Source organism: Bradyrhizobium sp. SHOUNA76, from assembly GCF_023006445.1.
Lineage (GTDB): Bacteria > Pseudomonadota > Alphaproteobacteria > Rhizobiales > Xanthobacteraceae > Bradyrhizobium.
Window position 1 is genome coordinate 1 of sequence record NZ_JALBHA010000165.1, and the last position, 11835, is coordinate 11835.

The 11835-nt window shown below is 65.4% G+C and carries 11 protein-coding genes and 1 pseudogene; 5 read left to right on the forward strand and 7 right to left on the reverse strand.

The features are described from left to right. The 3 genes from MOV74_RS18490 to MOV74_RS18500 form a co-directional block, all read left to right on the forward strand. The coding region (locus tag MOV74_RS18490; protein ID WP_246925301.1) for a TetR/AcrR family transcriptional regulator at positions 1-629 on the forward strand (629 nt) is incomplete at its 5' end. A 251-nt stretch (positions 630-880) separates the two neighbouring features. Further along, on the forward strand, positions 881-1483 hold the full coding sequence (locus MOV74_RS18495) for a PepSY domain-containing protein (RefSeq protein ID WP_246925328.1): 603 nt from the start codon (positions 881-883) through the stop codon (positions 1481-1483). 243 nt (positions 1484-1726) lie between these two features. Then, positions 1727-2764, forward strand: a complete 1038-nt coding sequence (locus tag MOV74_RS18500) for an aspartate-semialdehyde dehydrogenase (RefSeq protein WP_246925303.1) — start codon at positions 1727-1729, stop codon at positions 2762-2764. 112 nt (positions 2765-2876) lie between these two features. Here the strand turns inward: MOV74_RS18500 and queA are convergent, their stop codons facing one another. Genes queA through coaD form a run of 5 tightly spaced genes read right to left on the reverse strand, consistent with a single transcriptional unit; the run spans position 2877 to position 5994 of the window. Further along, the gene (queA, locus tag MOV74_RS18505) at positions 2877-3950 is read right to left on the reverse strand and encodes a tRNA preQ1(34) S-adenosylmethionine ribosyltransferase-isomerase QueA (protein ID WP_246925307.1); all 1074 of its coding nucleotides are present in this window, start codon (positions 3948-3950) and stop codon (positions 2877-2879) included. Positions 3951-4001: 51 nt separating this feature from the next. Next, positions 4002-4466: a peptidylprolyl isomerase gene (locus MOV74_RS18510; protein WP_246925310.1), complete on the reverse strand. Its 465-nt coding sequence runs from the start codon at positions 4464-4466 to the stop codon at positions 4002-4004. Beyond that, a complete protein-coding gene (locus tag MOV74_RS18515) occupies positions 4463-4888 on the reverse strand; it encodes a hypothetical protein (RefSeq protein WP_246925315.1) in 426 nt (141 codons plus the stop codon). The genes MOV74_RS18510 and MOV74_RS18515 overlap by 4 nt, the downstream gene beginning before the upstream one ends. Positions 4889-4897: 9 nt before the next feature. Further along, positions 4898-5461, reverse strand: a complete 564-nt coding sequence (locus MOV74_RS18520; protein ID WP_246925318.1) for a peptidylprolyl isomerase — start codon at positions 5459-5461, stop codon at positions 4898-4900. Positions 5462-5496: 35 nt separating this feature from the next. Then, positions 5497-5994, reverse strand: a complete 498-nt coding sequence (coaD, locus tag MOV74_RS18525) for a pantetheine-phosphate adenylyltransferase (protein WP_246925321.1) — start codon at positions 5992-5994, stop codon at positions 5497-5499. 260 nt (positions 5995-6254) lie between these two features. Between coaD and MOV74_RS18530 the strand changes: the two genes are divergently transcribed. Further along, positions 6255-6512 carry a hypothetical protein gene (locus tag MOV74_RS18530; protein ID WP_018317917.1) on the forward strand — a complete coding sequence of 86 codons (258 nt, stop codon included), beginning with the start codon at positions 6255-6257 and terminating at the stop codon, positions 6510-6512. Between the two features lie 178 nt (positions 6513-6690). Next, on the forward strand, positions 6691-8541 hold the full coding sequence (locus tag MOV74_RS18535) for a potassium transporter Kup (protein WP_246925331.1): 1851 nt from the start codon (positions 6691-6693) through the stop codon (positions 8539-8541). Positions 8542-8644: 103 nt separating this feature from the next. Here the strand turns inward: MOV74_RS18535 and gyrA are convergent, their stop codons facing one another. Both gyrA and MOV74_RS18545 read right to left on the reverse strand, forming a co-directional pair. Beyond that, positions 8645-11377 carry a DNA gyrase subunit A gene (gene gyrA, locus MOV74_RS18540; RefSeq protein ID WP_246925325.1) on the reverse strand — a complete coding sequence of 911 codons (2733 nt, stop codon included), beginning with the start codon at positions 11375-11377 and terminating at the stop codon, positions 8645-8647. Between the two features lie 356 nt (positions 11378-11733). Further along, positions 11734-11835, reverse strand: a pseudogene (locus MOV74_RS18545) (single-stranded DNA-binding protein); the annotation flags it as partial.

Consider the following 11835-nt stretch of genomic DNA (forward strand, 5'->3'; position numbering starts at 1 on the left):
TGGACCGCGGCTTCGACGCGCCCTCGCTCGACGCGGTCGCGGAAGCGGCCCGGGTCAGCAAACCGACCGTCTATTCCCGCTACGGCGACAAGCGCGGCCTGTTTGCCGCCGTGCTGAGGCGCGAGATCGCGCGCTGGCTTGCACCACTGTCCGCCGCGGCGGAGACCCAGCTCAGCAGCCTTGCGGACATCTCGGTCGAGCAACGGCTGGTCGAGATCGGACGCGAGATGCTGACATTCACCTGCGGTCCCGATGCCGTCGCCTTCAGCCGCATGATGACGTCGCAGGCCATCAATTTCCCCGACATCGCCAAGCTCGGCAAGGAAGAAGGTTGGCTCAAGGCCGTTGCCACCACGGCACGCTTCTTCGACCATCTGGCGGCGCAAGGCGCGCTCGACGTCGAGGACACCACCATTGCGGCCGAGGTGTTTCTCGACGTGGTCGTCGGTCACAGCCACCGCCTGGCGACCTTCGGAACGGCGCTCGAGATGAAGGCCGCCGAAAAGCGCATGCGCATAGCGATCAAGCTGTTCCTGGCCGGCGCGCTGGGACCTGCCAGCCGCCTCCAGGACGCCAAGGGCACGCACCAGGACGCCAAGGGCACGCAACGCCGCCGTCCCGCCCGCTGACAATTCCGTGAGATGAGCGCTTTCCCCGCGGGAGACGCGATCGGCTTGATTGACCAAAATAAAACGATACGGTATGGTTTAGTTACAAGCGATACGGACTGCTTTTTCACCAGCCCCAAAGGTGGCCCGTACCGTTGAGATCGCCGTGCCGGGTACAGCCCGGTGCGGCGCTCCGCGGCCGGCCGATGCCCAAGGCCGGCCGCGAATTCTTTACGACCATCCGGCACACTCGCTGGCCGAGGGTTTCGAACATGACGACAGCCAAACGATGGACCTCAGGACTGCTGGCGATCGCCTTGCCCGCGCTGCTCCTCGCCGCGCCCGCGCGGGCGATCGTGAGCTCGGGCACGCCCACTTCTCTTCACAGCGACATAGATGGCGATCCCGAAGCCGACCGCCAGGCCGTCAGCCGCGAAATCGAACGATTCCGCAGCTCGACCATCTCGATCGGCCAGGCCATGGCGATTGCGGAACGCCGCCACGCCGGCGCCACCACGGCGGATGTGAGCTTCGACGGCGCCTCCGGCGTACCGGTGTATCGGGTGAAGACCCTGCACAACGACCGGATCTGGCGCCACACCATCAATGCTTCGACCGGCGAGCTGGTCGGTGGGGAAGCCGCCCTGCCCCTCGCCGAGCTCGACCACGAGGACCGCGACAACCTCGCAGCACTCGGTGCGATCAGGCACCGCCTCGCCGATGCCGTGCAGGTCGCTGAACGCGCGGCCTCGGGCAAGGCGATCAGCGGCGGGCTGGTGCGAGAACGTGGCCGGCTCAATTTTGCGATCGTCGTGATCAGCGGCGACGACCTCAAGGAGGTCATCCTGGAGCCGCCGGGGGCGCGGGCCAAATAGCGACTGCCAAATAGCGGCACTCCCCCGGCGTCGACCGGGGGCGAAAGGCCATTGACGACCGCAAGACTCTCCCGCATAAGTCGCCGCCATGTTCACGACCACCAAACGCACGACCAAAACCACCACGGCCTCAGGGGCCCGGGGAGGCGTGCGCGCGTAGTCGTCGACTAGAACGCAATCCACTCTACCGAAGCCCCGCCATCGATGGTCCGGGGCTTTTTTGTTGCCCAAATTTTCAATTCAATGGAGGACAAAGTGAGTAACGATCCCGTCGTCGCGATTGTCGGCGTCACCGGTGCGGTGGGCGCCGAATTCATCGCCACCATGGACAAGCGCGGCTTTCGCGTCAGTAAGCTGAAGGCGCTCGCCAGCGCCCGCTCGGCCGGCAAGACGGTATCGTTCCGCGGCCAGTCAGTCGTGATCGAGGAACTGACCGAGCGGTCTTTCGACGGTGTTGATATCGCCCTGTTCTCCGCCGGCGGCAGCATCTCCAAGAAGTTCGCGCCGATCGCGGTCAAGGCCGGCGCTGTCGTGGTCGACAATTCCTCCGCCTTCCGCATGGACCCGAACGTGCCGCTGGTGATTCCCGAGATCAATGCGACCCGGATCAGGGATCACAAGGGCATCATCGCCAATCCGAACTGCGCCGCGATCACCGCGCTGGTCCCGCTGTGGCCGATCCATCAGAAGAACCGCATCAAGCGCGTGATCATCTCGACCTATCAGGCGGCCAGCGGCGCCGGGGCAGCGGCGATGGAGGAGCTCGTCGAATCCACCCGTGCCAATCTCAACGGACAGGTCTACACCCCGAAGGTGATGCCGCACCCCTACGCCTTCAACCTCTTCAACCACAACACGGCGGTCGATCCTGAGACCGGCTACAACGACGAAGAGACCAAGGTCATCAAGGAGACCCGCAAGATCTTCGAGGACGAGAAGATCGCCATCGGCGTCACCTGCGTGCGCGTGCCGGTCCTGCGCGCCCATTGCGAGGCCATCACCTTCGAATGCGAGAAGCCGATCAGCGAGGACCAGGTCCGCGCCATCATGGCGCAGGCCCCCGGCGTGAAGGTCGTCGACGACCGCATGAAGAACTACTTCCCGATGCCGATCGACGCCTCGGGCCAGGACGACGTCCTGGTCGGCCGCATCCGCAAGGACCTCAGCGATCCCTCAGGGCATTCGATCTCGATGTTCGTGGCGGCGGACCAGCTGCTCAAGGGCGCGGCGCTCAATGCGGTGCAGATCGCGGAGCTGCTGCCGCAGCGTGTGATGGCGTAGCGAAAGATGCCGTAGGGTGGGCAACGGCGCGCGAGCGCCGTGCCCACCATTCTTCTCCAGATTCAAGACAGACGTGGGCACGCTTCGCTTTGCCCACCCTACAGCGCCGGCGCTAGTCGTTCACCCGAAACAACAAGCACGCATCGCCGTACGAATAGAACCGGTAGCCATTCGCGATCGCGTGCGCATATGCCGCCTTCATCGTATCCAGCCCGGAGAACGCCGACACCAGCATGAACAGCGTTGACTTCGGCAGGTGGAAGTTCGTCATCAAGATATCCACCGCCCTGAAGCGATAGCCCGGCGTGATGAAGATCGCCGTCTCCGCCGCGAAGGGCTGGATCGTGCCGTCTTCGCTGGCTGCGCTCTCAAGCAGTCGCAACGACGTCGTGCCGACGGCGATGATGCGACCGCCGTTCTTTCGCGCGCTGTTGAGGCGCTCCGCCGTCTCGGCCGAGATCGTGCCCCACTCGGCATGCATCTTGTGGCCTTCGGTATCGTCCACCTTCACCGGCAGGAACGTCCCTGCCCCGACATGCAGCGTGATGCGGTTGACCCCGACGCCGCGCGCGCGTAGCGCCCGCTCCAGCTCCGGGGTGAAATGCAGTCCCGCGGTGGGCGCTGCGACCGCGCCTTCGTTCGCAGCAAACATGGTCTGATAGTCGGCGAGATCCTGATCGTCGGGCGTGCGCTTGGAGGCGATGTAGGGCGGCAGTGGCGGGCTGCCGAGATCGGCGATGGCCTGATCCAGCGCCGGGCCGTGGAACGAGAACGACAGCGTCACCTCGCCCTCGGTGCCCTTGGCCTCGACCTCGGCGTCGAGATGGCCGAGCAGGCAGACCTTGCCTTCATTGCCGAAGCGGATGCGGTCGCCGGCGACAAGCTTCTTCGCGGGCTTCACCAGCGCCTGCCAGCGCGAGCCGTCGAGACGCTTGATCAGCGTCGCCTCGATCCTCGGCTCGGTCTCGCGGCCGATGCGGCGGCCGCTGAGCTGCGCTGCGATCACCTTGGTGTCGTTGACGACGAGCTGGTCGCCCGCCTTCAGCCATTGCGGCAGGTCGGCGATGGTCTGGTCGCGCAGCGCACCGTTCTCCACGACCAGCATCCTCGCGGAGTCACGCGGGCTCGCCGGGCGCAGTGCGATACGCTCGGCAGGCAGGTCGAAATCGAACAGATCGGTGCGCACGATTGATACCTAGGCGCGCCCCCGCCGAAGCGGGGGCACGACGCGCAGGTGTTACTCAGCGTCCGCGGCCATCCGCGCCTTGACGATCTTGTCGGGGTTCTGCACCGGCTCGCCGCGCTTGATCTTGTCGACGTTCTCCATGCCCTCGGTGACCTTGCCCCACACCGTGTACTGGTTGTCGAGGAAGCGGGCGTCGTCGAAGCAGATGAAGAACTGGCTGTCGCCGGAATCGGGGTTGGCGGCGCGCGCCATCGAGGTGGTGCCGCGCACATGCGGCTCCTTGTTGAACTCGGCTTTCAGCTTCTTGCCGGAGCCGCCGGTGCCGGTGCCCTGCGGGCAGCCGGTCTGCGCCATGAAGCCGTCGATCACGCGGTGGAACACGATGCCGTCATAGAAGCCCTCGCGCACGAGCTCCTTGATGCGCGTGACATGCCCGGGCGCGAGGTCGGGGCGCATCTCGATGGTGACGGGGCCCTGTGTGGTCTCGAGGATCAGGGTGTTTTCGGTGACGCTCATGCTCGTCTCTCTTGCGTTGGGGGTGAAGTCTTGTCAGGCGATGTTTTGCGGTTGCGGAACTGGATCGCGAATGGTCGCCCCGCGGCGGCGCCGGCCATTGCATCGGTAAATGGCACCGGCGTGCAGCGTTGCAACGCCTCCATCACCGCGATCCGGTATTGCAGCCGGTCATTGTCGGAGGCCTCCGCGGATTCATAGGTAATCCTCGGATGGCCTAGAATGTTTCCGGCCCGGTTAAAGCTCACGACCACCGTGATGTCGAGGGGGCGCGCCTTGGCCGGCGATGGCGGCCTCCAGCAGGTACGCAGGTGCCGGAAGATGTCCTGGATGGTGTTGACCTGCCCATCTTGAGAGGCAGCGCCCGAGGTGCCCAGCAGCAGCACCGCGGCAACCAGCAGGAGCTTGTCGCCACAGCGCGCCATCGCCGTCTCCTATTTGATGTCGGAGGCGACCTGCACCTTCACCATCTTGTCGGGATCGGTCACGGCGCCGCCGGCAGAGCCGGGAGGTGCCTTCTTCAGCTTGTCGACGACGTCCATGCCCTGCACGACCTCACCGATCACGGTGTACTGGTTATCGAGGCTGCCGCCGTCGGCGAACATGATGAAGAATTGCGAGTTGGCGCTGTCGACGCTGTCACCGCGCCGGGCCATGCCGACGATGCCGCGCGCAAAGTGCACCTTGGAGAATTCCTGCTTCAGGTTCGGATATTTCGAGCCGCCGGTGCCGTTGAACTTCTCACCATCGCCTGTCTGCGCCATGAAGCCGTCCATGACGCGATGGAACGGCACGTTGTTGTAATAGCCCTCGCGCGCGAGCTGCTTGATCCGCTCGGCGTGCTGGGGCGCGATATCGGTGCGAAGCTTGATGACGATACGGCCCTTGGTGCTGTCGATGACGATGGCGTTGGCCTTGTCGAGGCCCGCCGGCAATTGCTGCGCCACCGCCGGCACCGCGAACAGAAGCGCGGCAAGAACTGCGAGAATTCGGATCATGACAACTCCGGATCAGAGAGAGAGGAAGCGCGCCGTTATACGGCGAATTTTGCCTTGAGCTGCGCCGCAACCTGCGGCGGGACGAAGGTCGAGACGTCCCCGCCCATGCCGGCGATCTGGCGCACCAAAGTGGCGGTGATCGGGCGAACCATCGGAGAGGCCGGCAGGAAGACCGTATGCACTTCCGGCGCCATCGCCTCGTTCATGCCGGCGAGCTGCATCTCGTAATCGAGGTCGGTGCCGTCACGCAGGCCCCGAATCATGATCGTCGCACCGTGCTTGCGTGCCGCGGTCACCGACAGATCGTCAAAGGTCACGGCCTCGAGCACGCAGCCGGCCTGGGCCGCCAGCGGCCCGCAGACGTCATGGAGCATCTTCAGCCGCTCCTCGGTCGAGAACAGCGGCTTCTTGCCGGGATGGACCCCGATCGCGACCACGAGCCGGTCGCACAGCGAAACGCTGTGCCGGACCACGTCCAGATGGCCGTTGGTGATGGGGTCGAAGGAACCGGGATAGAAGGCAATGCGCGGCATAGCCCCCTCCTACCGCGCCCGGCCCGGCCCGGCAAGCCGGCCCGGTTCCCCGGCCAATCCCACCGAAATATCCCGCCGACGATGCCGGAAATGGCCGGTTTGTTTCGTCCCTCAAGCGGCCACGAAACAAAGGGGCGCGAACACGAAACCATTTCCCGTGCCGGCGAAGACGTCCGGAAACTGGCCATGGTTACTAATCCGGTCAACGAATGACGGGCCGCACACTGGGCGTAGGCGGCCGCATCACAGGGGACTGTCAAATGATCAAGGCTCTCTCAGCGATCGCTCTGTCTGCGTGTGTCGCCGCCGCCCTTACCCTCCTGCCCGGCTTTGCTCCGAGCGTCGAGGCCAGCGTGCCGCAGCCGCTGGCCAAGAGCGACCGGCTCGACATCCGCGCCATCGGCAAGGACTGCTCGCAGCAGGCCTGGCCGAATTTCGAGGCCTCGTGCCTGCGCAAGGCCGGCACCAAGGCGAACGTCCGCGAGGCGCGCCTCGTGACCGCGAACCGCACCCCCTAGGCTGCCCTGTCAGCTTCACGTCACATAATCCCGATGGAGTTTTGCGACGTCTCGTCGCAGACTGCGTTGCTCGCGCCCGGCGGAATGGCCCGTCGGGCGCGATCCCATCGGGGGGTTGTCATTGTCCAGTACGCCCGCTGTCGCTTCCGGCCACCATCCTGATCCACTGCCGCTTGCCATGACCATGGGCGCCCTCGGCGTCGTCTACGGCGATATCGGCACCAGCCCCCTCTACGCCCTGAAGGAAGCCGCCAAGGCGGCCGCCCACGGCGCGACGATCGCGCCCGAAGCTGTCCTGGGGGTGGTCTCGCTGATCCTCTGGGCCCTCCTGCTGATCATCTCGCTGAAATATGCGCTGTTGATCCTGCGCGCGGACAATCGCGGCGAAGGCGGCATCGTCGCGCTGCTCGCCCTGCTCCACGCCCGCCATGCCCAGCCCGGCACATGGCGCGCCCATCTCCTGGTGGTCGGCCTCGTCGGCGCCGCCCTGCTCTATGGTGACGGCGCGATCACGCCGGCAATCTCGGTGCTCTCAGCCATCGAGGGCCTCAAGGTCGATGCCCCCTCACTCGCGCCCGTCGTGGTGCCCGTGACCGTCGCCATCCTGATCGGCCTGTTCATGATGCAGAAGCAGGGCACCGGCTTCATCGGCCGCATCTTCGGACCGGTGATGCTGGCCTGGTTCGTCGTGCTCGCCGCGCTCGGCATCCACGGCATCGTCAAGGCGCCGGCGGTGCTGGCGGCGCTCAGCCCGCTCTATGCCTTCGAATTCCTGATCCACCAGGATTTTCACATCTCGTTCGGAATTCTCGGGGCGGCCTTTCTCGCTGTGACCGGCGGCGAGGCCATGTATGCCGACATGGGGCATTTCGGTCGCTTCCCGATCCGCCTCGCCTGGTTCGCTATCTGCCTGCCGGCGCTGGTGCTGAACTATTTCGGCCAGGCCGCGCTGCTGATCACCGATCCCGCGATGATCGAGAATCCGTTCTTCCAGCTCTGCCCCGACGCCCTGCACTATCCGCTCGTCGCGTTCTCGGCGTTCGCCACCGTGATCGCTTCGCAGGCGATCATCTCCGGCGTGTTCTCGCTGACCCAGCAGTCGATCCAGCTCGGCTTCCTGCCGCGTATGCAGATCCGCCACACGAGCAATGCAATCGGGCAGATCTACGTGCCCCTGGTGAACTGGCTGCTCGCCGCCGCCACGCTGGGGGCGGTCCTGAGTTTCGGCACGTCGGACGCGCTTGCCGGCGCCTATGGCATCGCGGTGTCGCTGCTGATGGCGATCACGACGCTGCTCGCCGCGCTGGTCGCGATCCAGTGGGGCTATTCGCCCTGGCTGGTGGTGACCGTGAACGGGGCCTTCTTCGTCATCGACGTGATCTTCTTCTCGGCCAACTCGGTCAAGCTGTTCGAGGGCGGCTGGTTTCCGCTGCTGCTCGCCGGCCTCGTCGCCTTCCTGATGCTGACTTGGCGCTCCGGCGTCAAGCTGGTCGAGGTCGCGCGCGCGAAGCTGCGCCAGCCGGAGGAGGACCTGATCGAGACCGCGGTCAACAAGTGCCACGCAAGGCTGCCCGGGACCGCCGTATTCCTGGCATCCGCACCGCGCGGCGTGCCGCTCGCGCTCACCCAGTTCGTCAAGCACAACCGCGTGCTGCACGAACGCGTGCTGCTGGTCACCGTGCTGATCGAGGAATCCCCGCACATCGCCGACGAGGAACGCGCCGAGGTGATCGAGATCATTCCCGGCATCACCCGCGTGATCCTGCATTACGGGTTCATGCAGAACCCGACGATCTATGAGGGACTGAAGCTCGTCTGCCGCCAGAGCAAGCTGCCCGGCGTCGATCTCTCCGACATCACTTATTACGTGGGACGCGAGACCATCATCCCCAGCGAGAACATTCCGGGCATGTGGGTCTGGCGCGAAGGCGTGTTCGCCTTCCTCCAGCGCAACGCCGAACGCTCGGCTGCGTTCTTCGGCGTGCCGACCCGGCAGGTGGTGGAGTTCGGCACGGAGCTGGAGATCTAGCGGGAGTGCGTAGCCCGGATGGAGCGAAGCGCAATCCGGGACTCTCTCACGGGCAGCGGCCCCGGATTTCGCGTCGCTCCATCCGGGCTAAGAGCGGCTACCCTTACTCCCCATTCGCCCCGTTCCCGCTCTCCGCCTCTTCCGTGATGTGCTCGACCGACACCACATGCTCGTCCTCGGCGGTGTCGAACACGATCACGCCCTGGGTCGAGCGGCCGGCGATGCGGATGCCTTCGACCGGGCAGCGGATCAGCTGGCCCTTGTCGGTGACCAGCATGATCTGATCAGCCTCCTCGACCGGGAAGGACGCCACGAGATTGCCGTTGCGGTTGTTGACGCTCATCGCGACGATGCCTTTGCCGCCGCGACCCGTGGTGCGGTACTCGTAAGACAAGGTCCGCTTTCCAAAGCCGTTGACGGAGACGGTGAGCACGACCTGCTCCTGCGCCGACATCTCGGCGTAACGCTCCTGCGCGAGCTGGAAGCTGCCGGAGGTCTCCTCGGCCTCGCCGTCCACGGCCGTCTCTTCGGCGGCGGCCTCGCCGGCCACCGCGCGGCGCATCTTCAAGTACGCCGAACGCTCGTCCGAGGTGGTCTCGACATGGCGCAGGATCGCCAGCGAGATCACCTTGTCGCCCTCGCCAAGGGCGATACCGCGCACGCCCATCGAGGTGCGACCGGTGAACACGCGCACGTCGGGGACCGGGAAGCGGATGCACTGGCCGCCGGCGGCGGTCAGCAGCACGTCGTCGCGCTCGGTGCAGATCTGCACGTCGACGATCGCTTCGCCGTCGTCGAGCTTCATCGCGATGATGCCGGAGCGGCGGACGTCGACGAAGTCGGACAGCTTGTTGCGCCGGACGTTGCCGCCCGTGGTGGCGAACATCACGTCGAGGTTGCCCCAGGTCGATTCGTCCTCCGGCAGCGGCATGATGGTGGTGATGCGCTCACCCTGCTCCAGCGGCAGGATGTTGATCAGCGCCTTGCCGCGCGCGTTCGGCGCGGCCATGGGCAGGCGCCAGACCTTTTCCTTGTAGACCTGGCCGCGCGAGGAGAAGAACAGCACCGGCGTGTGCGTGGAAGCCACGAACAGGCGCGAAACGAAATCCTCGTCGCGGGTCTGCATGCCGGCCCGGCCCTTGCCGCCGCGGCGCTGCGCCCGATAGGCCGACAGCGGCACGCGCTTGACGTAGCCGGCGTGGGAGACGGTGACGACCATGTCCTCGCGCTGGATCAGGTCCTCGTCCTCGACCTCCCCCTCCTGCTCGATGATGACGGTGCGCCGCGGCGTGGCGAACTCGGCCTTCACCTCGGCGAGCTCGGTCTTGATGATGCCCAGCACGCGGTCGCGCGAGCGCAGGATGTCGAGATAATCGGCGATCTCGCCCGCGAGCTTGTCGAGCTCGTCGCGGATCTCGTCGCGGCCGAGTGCGGTGAGGCGTTGCAGGCGCAGGTCGAGGATGGCCCTCGCCTGCTCCATCGACAGCCGGATCGTGCCGTCGGCGCTGATGCGATGGCGCGGATCATCGATCAGCGTCAGCATGTCCTCGACGTCCCGTGCGGGCCAGTCGCGCGACATCAGGGTGTCGCGGGCGGTGGTCGGGTCGGGCGAGGTCCGGATCACGCGGATCATCTCGTCGATATTGGCGACCGCGATTGCAAGACCCACGAGGATGTGCGCGCGATCGCGCGCCTTGGCCAGCAGGTACTTGGTGCGCCGCGTGACGACCCGCTCGCGGAAGTCGACGAAGATGGCCAGCAGGTCCTTCAGATGCATGATCCGCGGACGGCCGCTGTCCAGCGCCACCATGTTGACGCCGAAGCTGGTCTGCAGCGGCGTGAATCTGTACAGCTGGTTCAGCACCACATCCGGCACGGCGTCGCGCTTCAACTCGATGACGACGCGGTAGCCATCGCGATCGGATTCATCGCGCAGGTCGCCGATGCCCTCGATCTTCTTTTCCTTGACCAGCTCGGCGATGCGCTCGACCATCGTCGCCTTGTTCACCTGGTAGGGAATCTCGGTGATGATGATCGCCTCGCGCTCCTTGCGGATGGTCTCGATCGCGACCTTGCCGCGCATCACGATCGAGCCACGGCCGAGGTGGTAGGCCGAGCGGATGCCCTGCCGTCCGAGGATGACGCCGCCGGTCGGGAAATCCGGTCCCGGCACGATGTTGATGAGCTCGTCGATGGTGAGCGCGGGGTTGTCGATCAGCGCGACGCAGGCGTCGATGACCTCGCCGAGATTGTGCGGCGGGATGTTGGTCGCCATGCCGACCGCGATGCCGCCCGCACCGTTGACGAGCAGGTTCGGGAACTTGGCCGGCAAGACCGATGGTTCGGTCTCGTTGTTGTCGTAGTTCGGCTGGAAGTCGACGGTATCCTTGTCGATGTCGGCCAGCAGCGCCAGCGCCGCCTTCGTCAGGCGCGCTTCGGTGTAACGATAGGCGGCCGGGGGATCGCCGTCGACCGAGCCGAAATTGCCCTGGCCGTCGATCAGCGGCACGCGCATGGAGAAGTCCTGCGCCATCCGGACCATGGCGTCGTAGATCGACTGGTCGCCATGCGGATGATACTTACCGATGACGTCACCGACCACGCGGGCGGACTTGACGTACTTCTTGTCGGGCGTGTGCCCCTGCTCGTTCATCGAGAACAGGATGCGGCGGTGCACCGGCTTCAGACCGTCGCGGGCATCAGGCAGCGCCCGCGCCACGATCACGCTCATGGCGTAGTCGAGATAGGACTTCTTCATCTCCTCGAAGATGGAGACGGGGCGAATATCCGAGGGTTGCGCCGGCTGGTCGCCGGGCTTGTCGTCGTCGTCAGCCAAGGGGAAATCCGGTGAGGTTTTATCTGGGAATCATATAGCGCATCGAGCCCCTGATAACCACCCTTGCAGGCTCCAGGGAAGCGCTTTTTCCGTCTATTTTTCCAATAACTTACGGCCTTGCGGGGAGCGTCTCGGACGGGCCTGGAACAGGCCTTCCGAAATCGCCGCGAACACTCTCGTCAATCGCGCGGCGAGCGCATGTCATCGGCCTGCTTGCGCCAGCGCCGTCCGACTTCAACTCAAATATGAAGTGGGCCCGGAAATCCCGAGCCCTTCCTGTCGATTAGTAAGGTTTGCTGACACGACGTGGAAGGCGCTGTCCAATCGGCCAGCGCCCCCTGATCGTCCGATCGCCCTCAGAACGGGATATCGTCGTCCATGTCGCTGTTGCGGCCACCGCCGCCGGCGGCAACCGGACGGCGCGGTGCGCTGCTGACGGGTCCGGAGGAGCCGAAATC

Bases quoted from the DNA above. Each gene is read 5' to 3' on its own strand.
- MOV74_RS18515 (WP_246925315.1), bottom strand. From the start codon at position 4,888: ATGGCGCGCTGTGGCGACAAGCTCCTGCTGGTTGCCGCGGTGCTGCTG.
- MOV74_RS18520 (WP_246925318.1), bottom strand. From the start codon at position 5,461: ATGATCCGAATTCTCGCAGTTCTTGCCGCGCTTCTGTTCGCGGTGCCG.
- coaD (WP_246925321.1), bottom strand. From the start codon at position 5,994: ATGCCGCGCATTGCCTTCTATCCCGGTTCCTTCGACCCCATCACCAAC.
- MOV74_RS18495 (WP_246925328.1), top strand. From the start codon at position 881: ATGACGACAGCCAAACGATGGACCTCAGGACTGCTGGCGATCGCCTTG.
- MOV74_RS18500 (WP_246925303.1), top strand. From the start codon at position 1,727: ATGGAGGACAAAGTGAGTAACGATCCCGTCGTCGCGATTGTCGGCGTC.
- MOV74_RS18510 (WP_246925310.1), bottom strand. From the start codon at position 4,466: ATGAGCGTCACCGAAAACACCCTGATCCTCGAGACCACACAGGGCCCC.
- MOV74_RS18535 (WP_246925331.1), top strand. From the start codon at position 6,691: ATGACCATGGGCGCCCTCGGCGTCGTCTACGGCGATATCGGCACCAGC.
- MOV74_RS18530 (WP_018317917.1), top strand. From the start codon at position 6,255: ATGATCAAGGCTCTCTCAGCGATCGCTCTGTCTGCGTGTGTCGCCGCC.